This is a genomic window from Streptomyces sp. CA-106110, assembly GCF_050936285.1.
Taxonomy (GTDB): Bacteria; Actinomycetota; Actinomycetes; order Streptomycetales; family Streptomycetaceae; genus Streptomyces.
Genome location: NZ_JBNJNB010000001.1, coordinates 7,543,893 through 7,564,586, shown reverse-complemented (window position 1 = coordinate 7,564,586; position 20,694 = coordinate 7,543,893). Strand labels below are relative to the sequence as shown.

The following is a 20,694-nucleotide window of genomic DNA, read 5'->3' as shown; positions in this document are numbered from 1 at the left end:
TGTCCGTTCCGTCACGATCCGCCACGGGTCCCGTCGGCCTCCTCCCGCGCCATGACGCATCATGGTGATGATCGACACCGGAGCCCCGGACTCCCGTCCCGAGGAGAACACTCGCAGCATGACCAGGCGAAACGGTTATGCCCTGATCGCTGCCTTGTGCACGCTCATCCTGGCCGTGTCGGCCGGCATATTCATCGGCGCCACGACCGGCGACGGCGGTGACCAGGGGACGCTCACCGACGGCCTTCCCGGCCGGCCGGGCACCGCCGCCCCCGCTTCCACCGGCGTCTGGGTCGGCGCATGGTCGGCCTCGCCCTCCGGTGCCGAGCCGGGCACCGGGACGTACGGGATGGCGGGACGCTCCGTGCGCAACGTCGTGCACGTGGGCATCGGGGGTACTAGCGCCCGTATCACGCTGTCCAATCTCTACGGTCAGCGGCCGCTGACCGTCAGCCACGCCTCGATCGCCCTCGCCGCGGCCCACAACGACGCGGCGGCGGCCGCGGGCACCCTGCGCCCGCTCACCTTCGCCGGGGCCGTCTCGGTCGTCATCCCGCCGGGCCGGCAGCTGGTCAGCGACGCCGTCCGGATCGCCGTGCCGCGCGACTCGGACGTGCTCGTGACCACCTACTCCCCCGACCCGTCGGGCCCGGTCACCTTCCACCGGACCGCACGGCAGATCTCGTACGCCGCCCTGGGCGACCGCACCCAGGACACCGGCGGTGCCGCCTACCGGGAACAGACGTCGTACTGGCGCTATCTGACCGCTCTCGACCTGCTCAGCAAGGAATCGGTCGGCACCGTCGTCGCGCTCGGCGACTCGATCACCGACGGCGTCACCTCCACCGAGGGCGCCAACCGCCGCTGGACCGACTTCCTCGGCCGCCGGCTGAGCGAGGCCGCCGGCTCCGCCGAGGTGCCCCGCTACAGCGTGGTCAACCAGGGCATCAGCGGCAACCGCGTGCTGGCCGGCGGGTCCGCCCTGCCGCTCCCATCGAGCGGGGGCGCCTCCATCGCCGACAACCCGAGTGCCCTCGCCCGCTTCGGGCGTGACGTCCTCGGCCGTGCGAACGTCAAGGCGGTCGTCATCGAGCTCGGTGTGAACGACATCCTGCGCGACCCCGGCCACGCCGACCCGGACCGGATCACGGCCGGGCTGCGCACCCTAGTCCGCGAGGCGCACGCGCACGGACTCAGGGTCGTGGGCGCGACGCTCATGCCGTTCCAGGGTTACCCCGCCTACCGGGACGACCGCGAGGAGGTGCGGCAGGCCATCAACGCGCAGATCCGCTCGGGCACGGTGTACGACGAGGTCGTCGACTTCGACAGGGCGCTGCGCGACCCCTACGACCCGCGCAGGCTGCGCGCCGACTACGACTCGGGCGACCACCTCCACCCCAGCGACGCGGGTTTCCGCCGGATGGCGGAGGTCTTCGACCTCTCCTCGCTGAAGGGGGCGGCACCGGCGCAGCTGTGAGAACGGGGACGGGGGCCGGTCCGCGACCGCTGTGCGTGCCGCGGCCGGAGGCCGACCGCGAAGCGGTGCGGCACCCGCCGACAGAGCCCGGCTCAGTACGGGCCCAGCCCGACCCGGCCGGTGCCGTCCGAGGCGGGACGCCCGGTCAGTACTCTCCGCTCCGCCGCCGGTCGCGGTGCTCGCGCCGGGCCTCCCGGCGCTCCTCGTGCCGCTCGCGGCGCTCCTCATGCCACTCCCGGCGCTCGTCACGGCGATCCCGCAGCAGGTCGCGATGCGCTTCCAGGGCCTCGCGGTGGGACGCGTGCAGGTCCCTGCGAACGGCCTTGCGGTCCAGCTTCTCCCGGCGCCGCTCCTCCTTCAGCCGCTGCCGTTCGGCCCGGGTCAGCTTGCGCTCGACGCCGACTCCGCCCCAGAAGGCGAACCCGGTGACGATCACGCGCGGCGCGCCCGCCTCGCCCGGCACGCCCTCCTCGCGGTGGTCGAAGCCGCCCATGATCCCGATGCCGCGTACGACCACCTCGACACCCGGCGGCACGATGACGCTGACCCCGCCCATGATCGCGACGCAGTTGATCTCGACCTCGCGGTCCGCGAAGTGCGCCTCGCGCAGGTCGATCTCACCGCCGCCCCAGAGGACGAAGGAGCTGAACCGCTTCGGCACCGTCCAGCGCCCCTTGCGCTGGAACCCGGACATGATGGCGACGGCCCAGGTGGACGACCCGTCGCCGCCGACGACCCGCCCCGCCCAATCCCCGTCTCCCACCGGCTCCTTGACCAGCGAGACCGGCGGAGCCGTGACGCCCGCCGCGGGCAGGTCCCGGGTGATCGGCGCCAGCTCCCCGTACGTCCGCGCCTTGTACGTCGCCTCCAGCCGCTCCTCGAACTCCTCCATGTCGAGCCGGCCCTCGGCCAGGGCGTCCCGCAGGACCTCGGCGACACGTTCGCGGTCGGCGTCGGAAGCACGGAGATCCGGGACGGAGGGCCTGGGAGGTGTCCCGTCGGAAGACACGGCGTCGGTCATGCGATCAGCCTACGAGGTCGTCGGGCGGCGGGCTACGACACCGCTCGCTCGGCCTGTCCCAGCCCCGCGTACATCTTCGCGATGACCGCCTCGATGTCCGGCTCCCGCACCGACAGGTCCACCAGCGGGTACTCCGCGGCGACCCGGGCCACCAGGGGGGCAGCCGACTCCGACGCCGGGAACGCCAGCCACTGCCGCGCCCCCTCGACCCGCACCACGCGCGCGGGCGGTGCCTCGATCGGCGGCATCTCCCGCTCCAGGTCGACCACCAGGGTGCGCTCGCTGTCGCCCACCTCGTGCAGTCCGGCGAGCCCGCCGTCGTAGACCAGCCGCCCGTGGTCGATGACCATCACGCGTGAGCACAACTGCTCGATGTCCTGCAGGTCGTGCGTGGTCAGCAGCACCGTCGTGCCGCGCTCGGCGTTCAGGTCCCGCAGGAATTCGCGCACCCTGGCCTTGGAGGCGACGTCGAGGCCGATGGTCGGCTCGTCGAGGTACAGCACCTCGGGGTCGTGCAGCAGTGCCGCCGCGATGTCGCCGCGCATCCGCTGCCCCAGGGACAGCTGCCGGACCGGGACGTCCAACAGGCCGCCCAGCTGGAGGAGTTCGACGCAGCGGTCCAGGTTCTCCCGGTAACGCCCGTCCGGGATGCGGTACATACGGTGCATCAGCCGGTAGGAGTCGATCAGCGGCAGGTCCCACCACAGGGTGGTGCGCTGGCCGAAGACCACCCCGATGCGCCGGGCCAGCCGCGTCCGCTCCCGGGCGGGGTCGATGCCGGCGACCCGCAGCCGGCCGCCGCTCGGCGTCAGGATCCCGGTCAGCATCTTGATCGTCGTGGACTTCCCGGCGCCGTTCGGCCCGATGTACCCGACCATCTCGCCGCGCGTCACGGTGAAGGAGATCGAGTCGACGGCCCGCACCTGCCGCCGCTCACGGCGCAGGAAGCCGGTCTTCCGGCGCACGTCGAACACCTTCTCGACCCGGTCGACTTCGATGAGGCCGCCGCCCACGAGGCCACCGTCCATGCCGCCACCGTCCACCACGAAGCCACCTTCCATCTGGGCCCTCAGCTCCCCGTACTCCGGTACGAACGCAGTCCCGCCCGCCAGGCCGCCCCCGCCGCCGCACAGCAGCCCGCCGCGACCAGCGGTGGGGCGAAGGCGACCCACACCGGCAGGTCGAGCGGATAGGGCCGCCCCAGCACATACAGTGCGGGCAGCCAGTTGACGAAGGCCAGCGGCAGCACGAACGTCACCCCGCGCACCAGGTCCTTGGCGAAGACGGTGGGCGGGTACTGCAGCATGGTCTGACCGCCGTACGTGAACGAATTCTGCACCTCGGAGGCGTCCTGCGCGACGAACTGGAAGGCCGCGCCCGCCACGAACACGGCGCAGAAGATCACGGCGCCGCTCAGCAGCGACAGCGGGACCATCGCCACCTTCAGCGGGGTCCAGGACACGTCCAGGGAGGTGACGGCGTACCCGAGGACCAGCACCCCCTGGGTGATCCGGCCGATCCGGCGCAGCCCGAAACGGTCCGCAGCGACCTGCGCGAGCACGGGCACCGGGCGGACCAGGATCGTGTCCAGCGTCCCGTCGCGCACCCGCCGCCCCAACCGGTCCATCGAACCGAGCGCGAGGTCTGCGAGACCGAAGGCAGTTGCGGACAGGCCGTACAGGAACGCGACCTCGGGCAGGCGGTAGCCGCCGAGCACATCGATACGCGAGAACATCAGCATGATCGCGACGAAGTCGAACGCGGTCGCCGCGAAGTTGCCGAACGCGGTCATGGCGAAGGAGGCGCGATAGGCCATCGTGGAGCGGATCCACATGCCGCTGATCAGGAAATAGGCGCGCAGCCCCGCCCGCACGCGCCCGTACTCCCGCGCCCCGCCGTGAGCCGTGTCAGCCACCCTGGACCACCACCCGCCGGGTCGCGGCCGACTGCACCAGCCGGCCGAGGGCCAGCAGCACGACCGCCCACGCACCCTGGAAGGCGTACGTGGGCAGGGGCCGCGCCCGGCCTAGGAGCACATCCACCGGAGCCTGCATCAGGGCGGACCAGGGCAGCACGCGGACGGCCTCGCCGAGAGCGCCGGGGAAGACGTTGAGCGGCAGCAGCAGGCCCGAGCAGAAGACCGCCACCAGCGCGGCGAGCTGGGCGGCACCCGCCCCGTCGAGCAGCCAGAAAGCACCCAGCGCCACGACGAAGCGGATCGCGAAGCTCACCAGAACCCCCAGCGCCACCGCGATCACAAAGGCGATCCAGGCCAGCGGCCGGGCCGGCAGTGCCAGCGGGAAGACCAGCGCGCCGAACACCAGCGGGACCACGCCCCGGCCTAGCAGATGGAACAGGGCCCGCCCGGCATCCGAGGCCAGCCACCACAGCTGGAGGTCGGCGGGCCGGTACAGGTCGATGGCGATGTCACCGGTTCGGATGCGTTCGATCAGTTCGTCCTCGAAGCCGCCGCCGAACACGGCCACCGTCATCAGCAGCCCCTGACTCACCCAAACGAACGTAAGAGCCTGCGCCTGGTCGTATCCACCCAGGTGGGGTCGCTCGTTCCACAGGGCAAGGTAGGTGTATGCCAAGATCAACCCGAAGACTGTGTTGGTGAAGACTCCCGCCGCGGTCGCGGTTCGGTAGGTCGCATACCGCCGGAAACCACCGGCGGCGACGGCGGCGTACAACCGCCCTGTCCCCACGGGAAACCTCCTTCGACGCAGGCGGGCCGAAGCGCTGGAGCCTAGCGCGCGGACAAGTGGTGTACCACGTGTTTTCCACGCCCGACATGTCCGTCATAACGGGAACGTGGGCGCGAGGTGCGGCAGTCTTCATCGGGGACGCACTTGGCGTACGGGAACGTACGACGCGAAACGGGAGTCCGGCAGACGATGAGCGACGAGCCGCAACACAGCAGCCAGACCCTGGCACCCGAAGAAGACGAGCTGCCCGGGCTGACCGGGCCACCACCCGGCCGGCCCGGGCGTCCAGGCCGCACGGGCCGGCGCAGGCTGATCCCGACCTGGCGGACGGTGCTCGGCGCCTTCGTGACCGGACTCCTGCTCCTGACCGGCCTGTTCGCGCTCGGATACGCCATCGTCAGCATCCCGGCCGCGAACGCCGCCGCAACCAAACAGAGCAACGTGTACCTGTACGCGGACGGCACCGAACTGGCCCGCGACGGCTCGGTCAACCGCCAGAACGTGACGCTCGCACAGATGTCCAAGGACGCCCAGCACGCGGCGCTCGCCGCCGAGGACCGCGACTTCTACTCCGAGTCCGCCGTCGACCCCAAGGCGATGGTCCGCGCCGCCTGGAACACGGCCAGCGGCAAGGGCAAGCAGTCCGGATCCACGATCACCCAGCAGTACGTGAAGAACTATTACCTGGCCCAGGAGCAGACCATCACCCGAAAGGTGAAGGAGTTCTTCATCGCGATCAAGCTCGACCGCGAGAAGAGCAAGGACCACATCCTCGAGGGCTACCTCAACACCAGCTACTTCGGCCGCAACGCGTACGGCATCCAGGCCGCCGCACAGGCCTACTACGGCGTGGACGCCAAAAAACTCACGGTCGGTCAGAGCGCCTACCTCGCCGCCCTGCTGAACGCACCCAGCCAGTACGACATCATCGCCCACCCGGAGAACGGGCCGGCGGCCATGGCCCGCTGGAAGTACGTCCTCGACGGCATGGTGAAGATGCGCTGGCTGACCGAGACGCAACGACGGGCGGTGACGTTCCCCATGCCACGCGAGCCGGTGACCGCGCCCGGCCTGTCCGGCCAGCGCGGCTACCTCGTCGAGGCCATCAGGGACTACCTCGTCGGCAACAAGGTCATCGACGAGAGCACCCTGGCCGCCGGGGGCTACCGCGTCACCACCACCTTGCAGAAGTCCAAGCAGGACGCCTTCACCCAGGCCGTGAACGACCAGCTGATGAGCAGGCTCGACAAGAAGAACCGCAAAGTCGACCGGTACGTCCGCGCGGGCGGCGTGGCCATCGACCCGGCCACCGGCAAGGTCCTCGCGATGTACGGCGGCATCGACTACACCAAGCAGTACGTCAACAACGCGACCCGCCGCGACTACCAGGTCGGCTCCACGTTCAAGCCGTTCGTGTTCACCTCGGCCGTCCAGAACACTGCCAAAACGCAGTACGGCGACACCATCAACCCCTACACGGTGTACGACGGCACGAACAAGCTCCCGGTGGACGGCTGGAGCGGCGGGACATACGCGCCCGAGAACGAGGACGAGGTCTCGTACGGCCCGATCACCGTCGGCACGGCCACCGACAAGTCGGTGAACACGGTGTACGCCCAGATGGCGGTCGACGTCGGCCCGTCCAAGGTCCGGCAGACCGCGATCGACCTCGGGGTGCCCGAGAACACGCCCGAAATGAGCCCGTACCCGTCGATCGCGCTCGGTGCGGCCACCGCCAGCGTCCTCGACATGGCCCAGGCGTACGCGACGCTCGCCAACCACGGCAAGCACGGCGCCTACACGCTGATCGAGAAGGTCTCCAAGGACGGCAAGGAGAACGTCACGCTGCCGGACGAGACCCCCAGGCAGGTGGTGAGCCGCGAGGCGGCGGACACCACCACGTCCATCCTGCAGAGCGTGGTGGACAGCGGCACCGGAACGGCCGCCCAGGCCGCCGGCCGGCCCGCCGCGGGCAAGACGGGCACCTCGGAGGACGACCGGGCCGCCTGGTTCGCCGGCTACACCCCGGACCTGGCGACGGTGGTCGCCGTGATGGGCCAGGACCCGGACACCGGCCGGCACGAGTCGCTCTACGGAGCGACGGGCCTGGACCGCGTCAACGGCGGCGGCGCACCGGCGGAGATCTGGGCCCAGTTCACGGAGGCGGCCCTCCAGGGCAATCAGATCCAAAACTTCAACCTGCAGCTGCAGGAGGGTGCGCAGCCCTACGACGAGCCCCCCGGCGACTACAACGGCGACTTCAACGGCGGCTACAACTGGGACGACCGGCCCGGCGGCGCCGGCCCCCGGAACAACGGCGGCCCGACGAACACCCCGGGGCAGAACCAGAACCGGACCCCCGGTCGGAGCGACGGCGCCACCACCGGAGCGGGCAGCACACCGGGCACGACCGGCGGCGGCACCGCGGGCACGGGCGGCACCACCGGCGACGGGGCCACCCCGGACACCGGCGGCACCGCGGGAACAGGCGGCCCTCCCGGCCGGCGCGGCACCACCGGCACCGGAGGCGATACGGAACCAAACCGCAGCCCCGGCGACGGCGGAATCACCGGGACCGGCAACACGGCCGGCCCACTCGGGGCGACGGGTGGAGCGGGAGCGTGAACCGGCAGGGGCGTGAACGGGCGGGATGCCCCGCCGGGACGACCGTCGATCCGGATCGTCCGAGTCATCAGAATCTTGCGGCTCGTGCGGATCAGTGCGGCGAGGTCGCCTTGAGCCCCACCACGGCCACCAGCAGCAGCGCCACGAAGAAGATCCGCGCGGCCGTCGCGGGCTCGCCGAGGACCGCCATGCCCAGCACTGCCGCACCCGCCGCGCCGATGCCCACCCAGACGCCGTACGCCGTACCGATCGGCAGCGATCTCGCGGCGTACGACAGGAGCAGCATGCTCGCGACGATGCCGGCGCCGGTGGCCAGACTCGGCCACAGGCGGGTGAAACCGTCGGTGTACTTCATCCCGACCGACCAGCCGACCTCCAGCAGGCCGGCGACGACAAGCAGAACCCAGGCCATGACGGCACCTCCGTGTTCTCGTGATCAACAGGGGGTGCGTCGTCTTTGCGGTCCCGGTACGGCGCGTCTCGTCGGGTCCCTCACGGGTCGGCCCACCGTAGCAAAGAAACGTAAAAAGGGGCTGGTGACAGCCGCCACCAGCCCCTTTGCGACGTGAACTACAGGTACAGGCCCGTGGAATCCTCCGACCCCTCGAAGCGGTCCGCGGCCACGGCGTGCAGATCGCGTTCGCGCATCAGGACGTACGCGGTCCCACGGACCTCGACCTCGGCCCGGTCCTCCGGGTCGTACAGGACCCGGTCACCCGGCTCCACGGTCCGTACGTTCTGCCCGACCGCGACGACCTCGGCCCAGGCGAGGCGCCGGCCGACGGCCGCCGTCGCGGGGATCAGGATGCCGCCGCCGGACCTGCGCTCACCCTCGGCGGCGTCCTGCCGCACCAGCACACGGTCGTGCAGCATCCGGATGGGCAACTTGTCGTGGTGGGTCTTCTCGCTCACGCCCCCGAACCTACCCGCCTTCGACGGCTCCGTGCGCGTCCGGGTCAGCCCTTGCGCCGCCGGGAGCCGTAGGCGAGCAGCCCGACGACCCCCACGACCACCAGCGCCACGGGCACGACACGCTCCAGACGCGGCGCACCGTCCTTTGTGACGAACTGCCCCTTCACCTCGCTGACGACCCGGTTGACGCCGACGTAGGCGCGCCCGAGCGTGTGGTCGATGTTGGAGACGACCTTGGCCTTCGCGTCCCCGACGATCGTCTTCGGGTGCACCCGGACGCCGATCTCGTCGAGCGTCTCGGCGAGGGTTTCGCGACGGCGCTCGATGTCCGCCTCGATCTGCGCCGGAGTCCTGGTGTCCGGCGTGCTCGACGTGTCCGCCACCGCGCTTCCTCCGTGGTCGTTTGCGACGTGTTCCGCGCAATTCCTGCATCTGTGGTCGACAGTCTGTCAGCTTCGTCCCCGACGCACTCCCCGGCACCCCCACTGGAGGCACCGGAAGGAGATTAGGCTCGTCGGGGTAACCCGCCCCTTGCCACGTGAGGTACCGATGAGCGAGCGACTCAAGCCCGGCGACACCGCCCCCGCCTTCACCCTGCCGGACGCCGACGGCAACGAGGTCTCCCTGGCCGACCACAAGGGCCGCAAGGTCATCGTGTACTTCTACCCGGCCGCGCTCACCCCGGGCTGCACCAAGCAGGCGTGCGACTTCACCGACAACCTCGAACTGCTGGCGGGCGCGGGCTACGACGTCATCGGCATCTCGCCCGACAAGCCGGAGAAGCTCGCGAAGTTCCGTGAGAAGGAGTCCCTGGAGGTCACCCTCCTCGCCGACCCCGACAAGCAGGTCCTGGACGCGTACGGCGCCTTCGGCGAGAAGACGATGTACGGCAGGACGGTCGTCGGCGTCATCCGTTCCACGGTGATCGTGGACGAGGAGGGCAAGGTCGAGCGCGCCCTGTACAACGTGCGGGCGACGGGGCACGTGGCGAAGATCATCAAGGACCTGGGCATCTGACGACACATCCCTCGAGCCCCGCGGCCCGCACCGGTACACCCCGGCGCGGGCCGTTTTCGTTCCCGGGCGTGACTGTCCGATATCCGGTTCGTTGATCCGTACGGGCTGCGAACACGCGGCCGAGAGCGGAGGGGGCGCCATGGCCACGGGCCCGTACGACCGAATCGCGCTGGCATCGGCGGTCGCACAGTCCTGCACGTGGAACGACCTCATGCGCCGACTGGGCCTCAAGCCCAGCGGCGGGCAGCGCCGCGTTCTGCAGCAACGAGTCGCCGCCCACGGAATCGACACCGGTCACTTCACACATCGAAGCCCATGGCGCAGATATCCGGACGCCGCGATCGCCGCCGCGGCGGCATCGTCCACGACGCTGCGCGAAGTCGCGCTGAAGCTCGGCGCCACGCCCGCGACCGGCACCCTCGCGCACATCCGGCGCCGCATTGCGGCAGCCGGTATCGACATCAGCCACTTCCCGGGCATCGACCGGCCGTACTTGGACCTTCCCTTCACCCACGACCAACTGCGGACCGCAGCCAGGTCCGCCGGAAGTGTGCGGGAAGCAGCCCGGATCCTGGGAGTGCCCGATGACAGCCGGTCGCGCGCCGCCTTGGGACGGATGTTCCGAGAACAGCGCATCGACACATCCCACTTTCGCAACGCCCGTACCGCGGTCCCCGAGGACGCACTACGCGCGGCCGTGCCCAAGGCCATGAGCTACGCCGACGTCATGCGTGCCCTGGGACTCGAGGTGAACGACACGAACCACCGGCGCGTACGCCGGGCGGTCGCCCGACTCGGCCTGGACACCAGCCACTTCACACGGCGCACCTGGGGTGTCGAACCGGTGGCTCCACGCACAGCCACGGCGGAACGGGTGCTGGTGGTCCTCCCTGACGGTTCGGCGCGCCCCAACCGGACGCGCCTGCACGCAGCGCTCCAGGAAGAGGGAACTGCCTACCGCTGCGCGTCCTGTGGAAACCAGGGGCAGTGGCTGGGGCAGCCGATCACACTTCAGATCGATCACATCAACGGCGACTGGCTGGACAACCGCATCGAGAACCTGCGGTACCTGTGCCCGAACTGCCATGCACTGACCGCAACATGGTGCAGGCAGAAGGGCGGGCGCTCGGCGAGGCAGGAGGACTCCCCCGTACACTGAGCGACACAAAGCGGCGCAGCGCAATGAAATGCCCGCTTTGGGGCGGTCGTGGCGAAATAGGCGATACGCGCGGGTTTTAGGTGCCCGTGGGAGAAATCCCGTGTGGGTTCGAGTCCCACCGACCGCACAGACATGAAGAGGCCCGGTCCATACGGACCGGGCCTTGCTCATGGCCGGGCCTCAGCCCAGCAACTCCCGCACCACCGGTACCAGCGCCCGAAACGCCTTCCCCCGGTGGCTGATCGCGTTCTTCTCCTCGGGGGCCAGTTCGGCGCAGGTGCGGGTCTCGCCCTCCGGCTGGAGGATCGGGTCGTAGCCGAAGCCGTTGCTGCCCGACGGGGTGTGGCGGAGGGTGCCCTTCAGTTGGCCCTCGACCACGCGTTCCGTGCCGTCCGGCAGGGCCAGGGCCGCCGCGCAGGCGAAGTGGGCGGCGCGGTGGGCGTCGTCGATGTCGGCGAGCTGGGCCAGGAGCAGATCCAGGTTCGCCTTGTCGTCGCCGTGCCAGCCGGCCCAGCGGGCCGAGAAGATGCCGGGGGCGCCGTGCAGGACGTCCACGCACAGGCCCGAGTCGTCCGCCACCGCGGGCAGACCCGTGGCCTGGGCCAGGGCGTGGGCTTTGAGCAGGGCGTTCTCGGCGAAGGTGACGCCTGTTTCCTTGACGTCGGGGATGTCGGGGTAGGCGTCCGCGCCGACCAGGTCGTGCGGGAGGCCCGCGTCGGCGAGGATCGCCCTGAGTTCGGTGATCTTTCCGGCGTTGCGCGTGGCGAGGATCAGGCGGGTCATGCCCCCCAGTATCCGTGCGCCGCGGGCCGCGCCCGCCCCTGCCCCCGGGGGTTGCGGGGCGCTACGACGGGCAGACCTTGGTCAGCTCTCCCGCTGCGTCGGTCACCGGTCCGACGTCGGGGGTCTTGTTGCCGTTCTGGACGGCCTGGCGGACGTCGGTGACGGCCTTGCGGAGGTCGTCGACTGCCTTATTGACGTCGACGTTGTCCGTTTTATCGCCGATCTGGTCGAGGTTCTTCTCGATGGAGTCGAGGGACGTGTCGGTCTGTGCGGGGTCGTTCGCGGCGTTCTCGACGGCCTGCTGAAGGTCGGTGACGCTGTCGGCGATGGCGTCGGCGGTCTGTACGCAGTCGATCGCCTTGTCGACGGCGTCGCAGCCCGCGCTCGCGCCCACGGCGGTGAGTACGGCGACGGCGGCGAATGCGGCGGTGGCGATGCGTCGGCGGTGGCGCGCGGCCATGGAACGGTTTCCCTCCCCGTTGGCGGTGCCGCACGCTCCGTGGCGCGCCGGCCGGTCCGGCTCGCCGACCCGTGGGGGTCGTGGAGAGCTGCGTGGGGCGCCCGGGAAGGCCCCGGGCGCCCCATCGCAGTAGTGCGGCTGTCCCTGAAAACGCCGGGCGGCGCTATGCGGTTGCCTCGAGGACCGCCCGCTGGATCGCGGTGAGCTGGTCGCAGCCCGCGACCGCCAGGTCGAGCAGGGCGTTGAGTTCCTTGCGGTCGAAGGGTGTGGCCTCGGCGGTGCCCTGCACCTCGACGAAGCGGCCGTCGCCGGTGCAGACGACGTTCATGTCGGTCTCGGCGCGTACGTCCTCCTCGTAGCACAGGTCGAGGAGGGGGACGCCGCCGACGATGCCGACGGAGACGGCCGAGACGGTGCCGGTCAGCGGCTGCCGGCCGGCCTTCACGAGCTTCTTGTGCTGGGCCCAGGCGACCGCGTCGGCGAGTGCCACGTAGGCGCCGGTGATCGCGGCGGTGCGGGTGCCGCCGTCGGCCTGGAGGACGTCGCAGTCGAGGACGATGGTGTTCTCGCCGAGCGACTTGTAGTCGACGACGGCGCGCAGGGAGCGGCCGATGAGCCGGCTGATCTCGTGCGTGCGGCCGCCGATCTTGCCCTTGACGGCCTCGCGGTCACCGCGGGTGTTGGTGGAGCGGGGCAGCATGGCGTACTCGGCGGTGACCCACCCTTCTCCGCTGCCCTTGCGCCAGCGCGGGACGCCTTCGGTGACGGAGGCGGTGCAGAGGACTTTGGTGTCGCCGAAGGAGACGAGGACGGAGCCCTCGGCGTGCTTGCTCCAGCCGCGTTCGATGGTGACGGGGCGGAGCTGTTCGGGGGAGCGGCCGTCGATGCGAGACATGGGACCGAGCCTAGTCGTACATGGGTCAGGGGCCGCTTCCCGGTGGGAAGGGCCCCTGATGTGTGAGCGGGTGGCTCACATCATGTCTTCGATCTCCGCGGCGATGGGGTCCGCGTCGGTGCCGATGACGACCTGGATGGCGGTCCCCATCTTGACCACGCCGTGGGCGCCGGCGGCCTTCAGGGCGGCCTCGTCGACCAGCGAGGCGTCGTGGACCTCGGTGCGCAGCCGGGTGATGCAGCCCTCGATCTCGTCGATGTTGTCGATGCCACCGAGCCCGGCAACGATCTTCTCAGCCTTGCTGGCCATGTCTTTTCTCCCTGATCCGGAACCGCTTTGTCGCAGTAACCCACAGTCGGCCCAACTTCGCGAGCGGTCTGGTCGTCCGAACCCGAGACAGGCGTTCCCGACGGCGCGACCGTCCTGGGCTGGTCTACACCACTTGGGGAAACGCCGCCAACCCGGCTGTCTGGGGTGCGCGCGGGGGCGTCGGCGTGACGTGGCGATCGTCACGCCGATCGGACTTCTGGTCACATACGCCCCTCGGGCTATCGTTTCGGGTGATTCGCGACGAGTGCGACACTACTTGCCGCATTTTTACGGCCACGGATTCCATGGGTTCCTTGTCCCACCTTCACCGTGCTAGAACAGGTCTACACCAGTGAGTGGTGTAGACCACGCGGGTGCTGTCCACCCCTTTTCGCCCTTCCCGTCCCCCGGCAGCCCCGGTACATGGAGGAACTATGAGCACCGCCACCGCAACCTCGGCGGCCCCCGCAAAGAAGCGGGGATCAGGTCTGTTCCAGGGCCTGCAGAAGGTCGGCCGCAGTCTTCAGCTCCCGATCGCCGTGCTGCCGGCGGCGGGCATCCTGCTGCGGCTGGGGCAGCAGGACATCCACGACAAGCTGAACCTGCCCGACAAGGTCACAGCGGTGTTCGCCACAGCCGGTGGCGCGATCTTCGACAACCTCCCGATGCTCTTCTGCATCGGTGTCGCGATCGGTTTCGCGAAGAAGGCCGACGGCTCGACCGCGCTCGCCGCCCTGGTCGGCTTCCTGGTCTACAGCAACGTACTGAAGGCCTTCCCGGTCACCGAGGCGAAGGTCCAGGCCGGCGCCGACATAGCCGCGACCTACAACAACCCCGGTGTCCTCGGCGGCATCCTCATGGGTCTGCTGTCCGCCGTGCTGTGGCAGCGCTTCCACCGCACCAAGCTGGTGGACTGGCTCGGCTTCTTCAACGGCCGTCGCCTGGTGCCGATCATCATGGCCTTCGTCGGTACGCTCGCCGGCGTCTTCTTCGGCCTGATCTGGAAGCCGATCGGCGAGGGCATCTCGAACTTCGGCGAGTGGATCACCGGTCTCGGCGCCCTGGGCGCGGGCCTCTTCGGTCTGATCAACCGTGCGCTGATCCCGGTCGGCATGCACCAGTTCGTGAACACCGTCTCCTGGTTCCAGATCGGTGACTTCAAGAACTCGGCCGGCCAGGTCGTCCACGGTGACCTCAACCGCTTCTTCGCCGGTGACCCGACCGCCGGACAGTTCATGTCGGGCTTCTTCCCGATCATGATGTTCGGTCTGCCGGCCGCGGCGATCGCCATCGCGCACTCCGCCCGCCCCGAGCGCCGCAAGGCCGTGATGGGCATGATGATCTCGCTGGCGCTGACCTCCTTCGTGACCGGTGTGACCGAGCCGATCGAGTTCTCGTTCATGTTCATCGCCCCGGTGCTGTACGCGATCCACGCGGTCCTCACGGCCCTGTCCATGGCGATCACCTGGGCGCTCGGCGTCCACGCGGGCTTCACCTTCTCCGCCGGCGTCATCGACTACGGACTCAACTGGAACCTGGCCACCAAGCCCTGGCTGATCATCCCGATCGGCCTTGTGTTCGCGGCGATCTACTACGTCGTCTTCCGCTTCGCGATCACCAAGTTCAACCTCCCCACCCCGGGCCGCGAGCCCGAGGAGGAGGTCGAGGACCTCACCAAGGCGTGAGCCCCTCACGAGCGACACGAAGGCCCCGGAACCTCTTCGGTTCCGGGGCCTTCGGGCGTGTGCGGGGGTTTCCCGTGCGGCGGGGCTAGACCTCGTACGTGGCGCGCGCCGCCGCCAGCTCCACCGGACCCTTGTAGACCGCGCGGGCGTCCGCCAGGTTGATCTCCGGGTCGGTCCACGGCGGGATGTGGGTCAGGATCAGGCGGCGGGCACCGGCGCGGGCGGCCGCCTCGCCGGCCTCGCGGCCGTTGAGGTGGAGGTCCGGGATGTTCTCCTTGCCGTAGGTGAACGCCGCCTCGCACAGGAACAGGTCCGTGTCGCGGGCGAGTTCGTCCAGCGCCTCGCTCACGCCGGTGTCGCCGGAGTACGTGAGCGACCTGCCGCCGTGCTCGACCCGGATGCCGTACGCCTCCACGGGGTGGCGGACGCGTTCCGTGTGGACGGTGAAGGGGCCGATCTCGAACGTGCCCGGCTTGACCGTGTGGAAGTCGAAGACCTCGCTCATCGAGGAGGCCGAGGGGGTGTCGGCGTAGGCAGTGGTGAGGCGCTGCTCGGTGCCCTCGGGACCGTAGACCGGGATGGGTGCCGCGCGGCCGCCGTCGTGGCGGTAGTAGCGCGCGACGAAGTACCCGAGCATGTCGATGCAGTGGTCGGCGTGGAGATGGCTGAGGAAGATCGCGTCGAGGTCGTAGAGACCGCAGTGGCGCTGCAGCTCGCCCAGGGCGCCGTTGCCCATGTCGAGAAGCAGCCGGAAGCCGTCGGCCTCGACGAGGTAGCTCGAGCAGGCCGAGTCCGCGGACGGAAACGACCCCGAGCAGCCGACGACGGTGAGCTTCATAAAGCTGGAACCTCCGCGTGGCAGATAGTGCAGAAGGCAGGGATGTGGACGGTGACGGGGGTCGTGCGGTCCGTCGAGCGTAAGGCGCAAAAGGGCCGGTCGCTCCTCCGCCAGGGGCCGTTGTGGGCGAACTCACCTGTGGTGTCACCGGTTCGGCTGGACCGACGGCGCATGAGGGGCGCGGTAGGGCGCGCGGCAGTTGTGAAGGGCGGGCGACGCGCCGGACGCGCCGGTACCGTCATCCATATGGACACGTCCTGGTGGCTCGCGCTGGCGGCGGTGGTGCTGCTGGCGCTGGTCGCGACGCTGGTGGACGGCTGGGGGCGCGGGCACCGCCGTCGCCGTGCGGCCACGCGTCCGCCGGGCCGCACCGGGGTGCATCCACGGCCCGCCGAGATCTGGTGGGCGAGTGTGCCGTACGACGACCGGCCGGGCGGCAAGGAACGGCCGTGTCTGGTGCTGACGGTGCACGGGAGCAGCGCGACCGTCGCGAAGATCACCAGCCGGTACCACGACGAGCGGGCGGGAGTCATCCCGCTGCCGCCGGGGACGGTCGCCGACGCCCACGGCCGGCCCAGCTTCCTGGAGACCGACGAGCTGCGGGACGTTCCGCTGTGGGATTTCCGGCGCCGGGTGGGCGTGGTGGACCCCGCACTGTGGGATCAGGTGCGGTACCTGGCGGGGTGATCGGCCTCATGGTTGGTCCTCGTGGCGTCGTCCGCGTGACGCGTTCTCATGGCTCGGTCACCGTGACCGTGACCGTCCACTGCTCGATTCCCAGGCACGACACCTGGCCCGGGCGCTTGGCGCACAGCGGGCGGGTCGCGGTGAGCCGTGCCGTGCCCGGAGCCACCGCTTTGTAGGCGGCGACGGCGTCGCCGGGCTGGATGACGATGCCGGCGTTGGTGGCCTGGAGTGCGCCGCCGGTGGCCTTCACGGTGGTCCACGGCCGGTCCTGGGTGCCGTCCAGGGTGAGGCGGAGCTGTCCGCCCTGTGTCAGGCATACGGTGCGACCGGTGTCGGCCGCGGTGAGCTGTACCTCCGGAGCACAGACCGTCCCGCTCGCCATGGGGGCCGGGGAGGGCGGTGCCGATGGCGACAGGGAGGGGGAGGGAGAAGGGGACGCCGAGGCCGGTGTCGGGCCCGACGGGGTCGACGCCCCGCTGCCCGCGGCCGAGCCGCCGCCCCCGCTGCCGCAGCCCGCGACGAGGAGCGCCGCTGCCGCGGCGGCGACGAGGGTGGTCCGGTGGAACGTCGTACGGCGCATGGGCGGCCGCCTTCCTGTGCCTCGTCCATTGTCCTGTGCCCTGCCGCTGGTGTGACGTTTCTCCAGCCCATCAGGATCCCTGGCCGAGCGCCACCGGGCCCCGGCCGCACACACGGCCGGGGCCCTTTGCGCACAGGTGCGTCAGCTGGTCGTCAGGGCGGTGTCGTCGACGACGAAGCTGGTCTGCAGCGAGGAGTCCTCCACGCCGCTGAACTTGAGGGTGACCGTGGACCCCGCGAACGAGGAGAGGTCGAAGGACTTCTGGGCGTATCCCGAGGCCTTGTTGAGGTTCGAGTACGTCGCCAGCGTGGTCGACCCGGCGGTCACCGTCAGCTTGTCGTACTGGGTGCTGGTGGTGGTCTCCGCCGTGTCGATGTGCAGGTAGAAGGTGAACGTCGCCTTGCAGCCGGACGGGATCGTCACCGACTGGGACAGCGTGTCGGTGTGCGAGGTTCCGTATCCGTCGAGCCAGGCCTTGTACGACCCGCTGTGCGCGGCCTCACCGGTGTCGTTGGTGATGACCCCGCTGGTGGCGGTCCAGGTGGTGTTGCCGGACTCGAAGCCCGCGTTCCCGAGCAGCTGCGCCGAGGAACAGGTGCCGCCGGAGGAGCCGACCGTCCAGCTGAAGGAGGCCGAGCCGGAGGCGCCCGTGGAGTCCTGGGCGGTGACGGTCACGTTGTAGGTACCCGCGGTGGAGGCGGTGCCGGAGATCAGGCCGGTCGAGCTGTTGATCGACAGGCCCGTCGGCAGACCGGTGGCGCTGTAGGTGAGGGCCGCACCCGCGCTGTCGGTCGCGTGGATCTGCAGGCTGACCGAGCCGCCGGTGGTGGTCGACTGGCTGCCCGGGCTGGTGACGGTCACGGTGTTGCCGCTGCTGCTGCCGGCGGTGAAGGCGGCGGTGCCGTTGGGGGTGCCCCAGCCGGTCGGGCCGTCGTAGCCGGTGGTGGCGGTGCAGAAGTACGAGGGCGAGCAGCTGCCGTTGTTGCCGGTGGTGACGTCGTACAGGTTGGAGGTGTGGGAGTACGGGTACTTCGCCGGGTAGTCGCTGGCGCCCGGGGTGCCCGCGAGGGCGTAGACGCCGGCGACGATCGGCGAGGAGGCGCTGGTGCCGCCGTAGACCGCCCAGCCGGAGCCGCCATAGGTGTCGTAGACCGCCACACCGGTGGCCGGGTCGGCGACGGCGGAGACGTCGGCCTCCATGCGCCGGGAGCAGCCGGTGTCGGTCTGCCAGGAGGGCTTCGGGTCGTAGGCGGAGCAGCCGGAGCCGGTGCCCTCGGTGCTGTTGGTCTTCCACACCGACTCGATCCAGCCACGGGAGTTGGAGGACGTCGTCAGCGCGGTGCCGCCGACCGCGGTCACGTACTGGGAGGTCGCCGGGTACTCGGCGCCGTAGGCGGAGTCGCCCGAGGAGACCGTGATGGCGACACCCGGGTGCTTGAAGTACTGGGTGTCCTCACTGGTCTGGGAGGAGGACTCGGAGCCGCCCCAGCTGTTGGAGACGAACTTCGCGCCGAGGGAGACGGCCTCGTTCTCCGCGATGCCCAGGTCGCTGTCGGAGGCCGAGTTGGCCTCGACCAGGATGATGTTGCAGTTGGGGCAGACGGCGCTGACCATGTCGATGTCGAGCGCCTCCTCACCGGCCCAGCCGGAGTCGTTGGAGGGCAGCGACGTGGTGGAGCCGGTCTGGCTGACCTGCGTGAAGCAGCCGTTGGCCTTGGTGCACGCCGACAGGCCGTAGGTCGAGCGGTAGGTCGCGAGGTCCGACGCGGCGTTGGGGTCGTTGTAGGCGTCGACCACGGCGACCGTCAGGCCCGAGCCGCCGGTGGAGGGCAGGTTGTAGGCGCTGTGCAGGTTGGCCGGGCTCAGGCCGGAGGGTGCGGCGGCCAGCGCGGCGGACAGCCGCTGCTTGATGTCGGTGCGCCGCTGGGCGAAGCAGGAGGCGTGGCCGGCGCTGGGGGTGCCGCAGAGGTGCTGTGTCGACACCTTCTGTCCGGCCTTGCCGGTGGAGTGGAAGGTCTGGGCCTTGGGGTCGGTCAGCGCCTTGGCGTTCTGGGCGGCGCGGGTCGAGTGCGTGGACTGCGCGGTGTCGGGGGCGCTCTGGGCGCCGGCGGACGGGGCCGCCATGAGGCCGGCGACGGTGAGGGCGAGAGCGGGGAGTGCGGCGGTGAGGAGTCTTCGCAGACTCCGGCGCCGCTTGCTCGGGCGGGACTCACGCATGGGGGTGCTGCCTCTCTCGGTTTGAGGCTGGCGCCGCGGGCGGCCTGGGTGGGGCCGAACGCGGAGCCACAGCCGTAAGTGGGGATTCACGAGCGAGTGGCAGGCCGTGACGCGCGTAGCGACGGTGAACGCACGGTCATGGTCATGACACCTGGAACACCTTGAACACCCCACAGGGCCCAGTGAGCGGGTCATGACAGGATGCGGGCAGAACGTAGCCCCGGAGCGGAGAGAGCGGGCAGTCCCGGAGGAAGATCTTTGCCGCTCCATAGGCGGCACTTAGCGCACCCATGGACAGGGGTTGGCGCGATGATGAGAAGGCGGGTCCCGGGGGCGAAACCCCCGGTCACCCCTATAGGGATAACCCTATGCCCACAGTTGGCCGTGCAGCGTCTCGATCGCCTCTTCCGTCGTCGCCGCCGTGTAGACGCCCGTCGACAGGTACTTCCAGCCGCCGTCGGCCACGATGAAGACGATGTCGGCGCTCTCGCCCGCCTTGACCGCCTTGTTGCCGACCCCGATGGCCGCGTGCAGGGCGGCACCGGTGGAAACCCCGGCGAAGATGCCTTCCTGCTGCAGGAGTTCACGGGTACGGGTCACCGCGTCCGCCGAGCCGACCGAGAAGCGGGTGGTGAGCACCGAGGCGTCGTACAACTCGGGTACGAAGCCCTCGTCGAGGTTCCTGAGGCCGTACACCAGGTCGTCATAGCGCGGCTCGGCCGCGACGATCTTCACGTCCGGCTTGTTCTCGCGCAGATAGCGGCCCACGCCCATGAGCGTGCCGGTGGTGCCGAGACCGGCCACGAAGTGCGTGATGGACGGCAGGTCGGCGAGGATCTCGGGCCCGGTCGTGGCGTAGTGCGCGCCCGCGTTGTCCGGGTTGCCGTACTGGTAGAGCATCACCCAGTCCGGGTGCTCGGCCGCCAGTTCCTTGGCGACGCGCACCGCGGTGTTGGAGCCGCCGGCGGCCGGGCTGGAGATGATCTCGGCTCCCCACATGCCCAGCAGGTCCCGGCGCTCCTGGGAGGTGTTCTCGGGCATCACGCACACCATGCGGTAGCCCTTGAGCTTGGCCGCCATGGCCAGCGAGATGCCCGTGTTGCCCGAGGTGGGCTCCAGGATCGTGCAGCCCGGGGTCAGCCGCCCGTCCTTCTCCGCCTGCTCGATCATGTGCAGCGCGGGGCGGTCCTTGACCGAGCCGGTCGGGTTGCGGTCCTCCAGCTTGGCCCAGATACGGACGTCGGCGGACGGCGAGAGCCGCGGCAGGCGCACCAGAGGGGTGTTGCCCACCGCGGCGAGCGGAGAGTCGTAGCGCATCTGC

At 70.2% G+C, this 20,694-nt stretch carries 21 protein-coding genes, 1 tRNA gene and 1 riboswitch; of the genes, 7 read left to right on the top strand and 15 right to left on the bottom strand.

All coding sequences use genetic code 11. The features are described 5' to 3' along the window. The first annotated feature begins 118 nt into the window (after positions 1-118). Entirely contained in the window at positions 119-1,477 is a 1,359-nt protein-coding gene (locus ACQEXA_RS34835; protein ID WP_432928171.1) for an SGNH/GDSL hydrolase family protein, read from the top strand. A gap of 145 nt (positions 1,478-1,622) precedes the next feature. Here the strand turns inward: ACQEXA_RS34835 and ACQEXA_RS34830 are convergent, their stop codons facing one another. Genes ACQEXA_RS34830 through ACQEXA_RS34815 form a run of 4 tightly spaced genes read right to left on the bottom strand, consistent with a single transcriptional unit; the run spans position 1,623 to position 5,206 of the window. Beyond that, the gene (locus ACQEXA_RS34830) at positions 1,623-2,498 is read right to left on the bottom strand and encodes a DUF1707 SHOCT-like domain-containing protein (RefSeq protein ID WP_432928173.1); all 876 of its coding nucleotides are present in this window, start codon (positions 2,496-2,498) and stop codon (positions 1,623-1,625) included. Between the two features lie 32 nt (positions 2,499-2,530). Beyond that, positions 2,531-3,526 (bottom strand): ABC transporter ATP-binding protein, encoded by a 996-nt coding sequence (locus tag ACQEXA_RS34825; protein WP_432939199.1) that lies wholly within the window; start codon positions 3,524-3,526, stop codon positions 2,531-2,533. Between the two features lie 41 nt (positions 3,527-3,567). Then, the gene (locus ACQEXA_RS34820; protein WP_432928175.1) at positions 3,568-4,413 is read right to left on the bottom strand and encodes an ABC transporter permease; all 846 of its coding nucleotides are present in this window, start codon (positions 4,411-4,413) and stop codon (positions 3,568-3,570) included. Then, positions 4,406-5,206: an ABC transporter permease gene (locus ACQEXA_RS34815; protein WP_433131981.1), complete on the bottom strand. Its 801-nt coding sequence runs from the start codon at positions 5,204-5,206 to the stop codon at positions 4,406-4,408. Before ACQEXA_RS34815 ends, ACQEXA_RS34820 begins: the two co-directional genes overlap by 8 nt. 189 nt (positions 5,207-5,395) lie before the next feature. Here ACQEXA_RS34815 and ACQEXA_RS34810 point away from each other — a divergent pair, with 189 nt between their 5' ends. After that, positions 5,396-7,831: a transglycosylase domain-containing protein gene (locus ACQEXA_RS34810; RefSeq protein ID WP_432928179.1), complete on the top strand. Its 2,436-nt coding sequence runs from the start codon at positions 5,396-5,398 to the stop codon at positions 7,829-7,831. Between the two features lie 91 nt (positions 7,832-7,922). Here ACQEXA_RS34810 and ACQEXA_RS34805 read toward each other — a convergent pair whose 3' ends face one another. The 3 genes from ACQEXA_RS34805 to ACQEXA_RS34795 form a co-directional block, all read right to left on the bottom strand. Next, complete coding sequence (locus tag ACQEXA_RS34805) at positions 7,923-8,243, bottom strand: DMT family transporter (protein WP_359391593.1); 321 nt, start codon at positions 8,241-8,243, stop codon at positions 7,923-7,925. Positions 8,244-8,276: 33 nt separating this feature from the next. Further along, positions 8,277-8,335, bottom strand: a riboswitch (guanidine-III (ykkC-III) riboswitch). A gap of 66 nt (positions 8,336-8,401) precedes the next feature. Further along, on the bottom strand, positions 8,402-8,743 hold the full coding sequence (locus tag ACQEXA_RS34800; RefSeq protein WP_043440554.1) for a GroES family chaperonin: 342 nt from the start codon (positions 8,741-8,743) through the stop codon (positions 8,402-8,404). A gap of 44 nt (positions 8,744-8,787) precedes the next feature. Then, the gene (locus tag ACQEXA_RS34795; protein WP_432928181.1) at positions 8,788-9,126 is read right to left on the bottom strand and encodes a DUF3618 domain-containing protein; all 339 of its coding nucleotides are present in this window, start codon (positions 9,124-9,126) and stop codon (positions 8,788-8,790) included. Between the two features lie 166 nt (positions 9,127-9,292). Between ACQEXA_RS34795 and bcp the strand changes: the two genes are divergently transcribed. From bcp to ACQEXA_RS34780, 3 genes are all read left to right on the top strand, one after another. Next, positions 9,293-9,760: a thioredoxin-dependent thiol peroxidase gene (bcp, locus tag ACQEXA_RS34790; RefSeq protein ID WP_433131979.1), complete on the top strand. Its 468-nt coding sequence runs from the start codon at positions 9,293-9,295 to the stop codon at positions 9,758-9,760. 139 nt (positions 9,761-9,899) lie between these two features. Then, positions 9,900-10,919 carry an HNH endonuclease gene (locus tag ACQEXA_RS34785; protein WP_432928185.1) on the top strand — a complete coding sequence of 340 codons (1,020 nt, stop codon included), beginning with the start codon at positions 9,900-9,902 and terminating at the stop codon, positions 10,917-10,919. A 42-nt stretch (positions 10,920-10,961) separates the two neighbouring features. Beyond that, positions 10,962-11,046 (top strand) — tRNA-Leu (locus tag ACQEXA_RS34780). 53 nt (positions 11,047-11,099) lie between these two features. Here ACQEXA_RS34780 and rdgB read toward each other — a convergent pair. From rdgB to ACQEXA_RS34760, 4 genes are all read right to left on the bottom strand, one after another. Next, positions 11,100-11,702, bottom strand: coding sequence for an RdgB/HAM1 family non-canonical purine NTP pyrophosphatase (gene rdgB, locus ACQEXA_RS34775; protein ID WP_432928187.1), 603 nt, complete (start codon positions 11,700-11,702; stop codon positions 11,100-11,102). A 61-nt stretch (positions 11,703-11,763) separates the two neighbouring features. Next, positions 11,764-12,162, bottom strand: a complete 399-nt coding sequence (locus tag ACQEXA_RS34770) for a hypothetical protein (RefSeq protein WP_433131977.1) — start codon at positions 12,160-12,162, stop codon at positions 11,764-11,766. A gap of 163 nt (positions 12,163-12,325) precedes the next feature. Beyond that, entirely contained in the window at positions 12,326-13,057 is a 732-nt protein-coding gene (rph, locus tag ACQEXA_RS34765; protein ID WP_359391599.1) for a ribonuclease PH, read from the bottom strand. A 75-nt stretch (positions 13,058-13,132) separates the two neighbouring features. Beyond that, complete coding sequence (locus ACQEXA_RS34760; protein WP_043440579.1) at positions 13,133-13,366, bottom strand: glucose PTS transporter subunit EIIB; 234 nt, start codon at positions 13,364-13,366, stop codon at positions 13,133-13,135. A gap of 434 nt (positions 13,367-13,800) precedes the next feature. Here ACQEXA_RS34760 and ACQEXA_RS34755 point away from each other — a divergent pair, with 434 nt between their 5' ends. After that, complete coding sequence (locus tag ACQEXA_RS34755) at positions 13,801-15,051, top strand: PTS transporter subunit EIIC (RefSeq protein ID WP_359391600.1); 1,251 nt, start codon at positions 13,801-13,803, stop codon at positions 15,049-15,051. 85 nt (positions 15,052-15,136) lie between these two features. Here the strand turns inward: ACQEXA_RS34755 and ACQEXA_RS34750 are convergent, their stop codons facing one another. Beyond that, a complete protein-coding gene (locus tag ACQEXA_RS34750) occupies positions 15,137-15,889 on the bottom strand; it encodes an MBL fold metallo-hydrolase (protein WP_432928193.1) in 753 nt (250 codons plus the stop codon). 246 nt (positions 15,890-16,135) lie between these two features. Here ACQEXA_RS34750 and ACQEXA_RS34745 point away from each other — a divergent pair, with 246 nt between their 5' ends. After that, positions 16,136-16,576 carry a type II toxin-antitoxin system PemK/MazF family toxin gene (locus ACQEXA_RS34745; RefSeq protein ID WP_432928195.1) on the top strand — a complete coding sequence of 147 codons (441 nt, stop codon included), beginning with the start codon at positions 16,136-16,138 and terminating at the stop codon, positions 16,574-16,576. Between the two features lie 46 nt (positions 16,577-16,622). On the opposite strand, the gene ACQEXA_RS34740 is transcribed toward ACQEXA_RS34745, so the two are convergent. The 3 genes from ACQEXA_RS34740 to ACQEXA_RS34730 all read right to left on the bottom strand — a co-directional run bounded on the left by ACQEXA_RS34740 (position 16,623) and on the right by ACQEXA_RS34730 (position 20,690). Further along, on the bottom strand, positions 16,623-17,156 hold the full coding sequence (locus tag ACQEXA_RS34740; protein WP_433131975.1) for a hypothetical protein: 534 nt from the start codon (positions 17,154-17,156) through the stop codon (positions 16,623-16,625). Between the two features lie 141 nt (positions 17,157-17,297). Next, positions 17,298-19,373, bottom strand: coding sequence for a putative Ig domain-containing protein (locus ACQEXA_RS34735; RefSeq protein ID WP_432928199.1), 2,076 nt, complete (start codon positions 19,371-19,373; stop codon positions 17,298-17,300). A gap of 366 nt (positions 19,374-19,739) precedes the next feature. Further along, on the bottom strand, positions 19,740-20,690 hold the full coding sequence (locus ACQEXA_RS34730; RefSeq protein ID WP_432928201.1) for a PLP-dependent cysteine synthase family protein: 951 nt from the start codon (positions 20,688-20,690) through the stop codon (positions 19,740-19,742). Between the last annotated feature and the right edge of the window lie 4 nt (positions 20,691-20,694).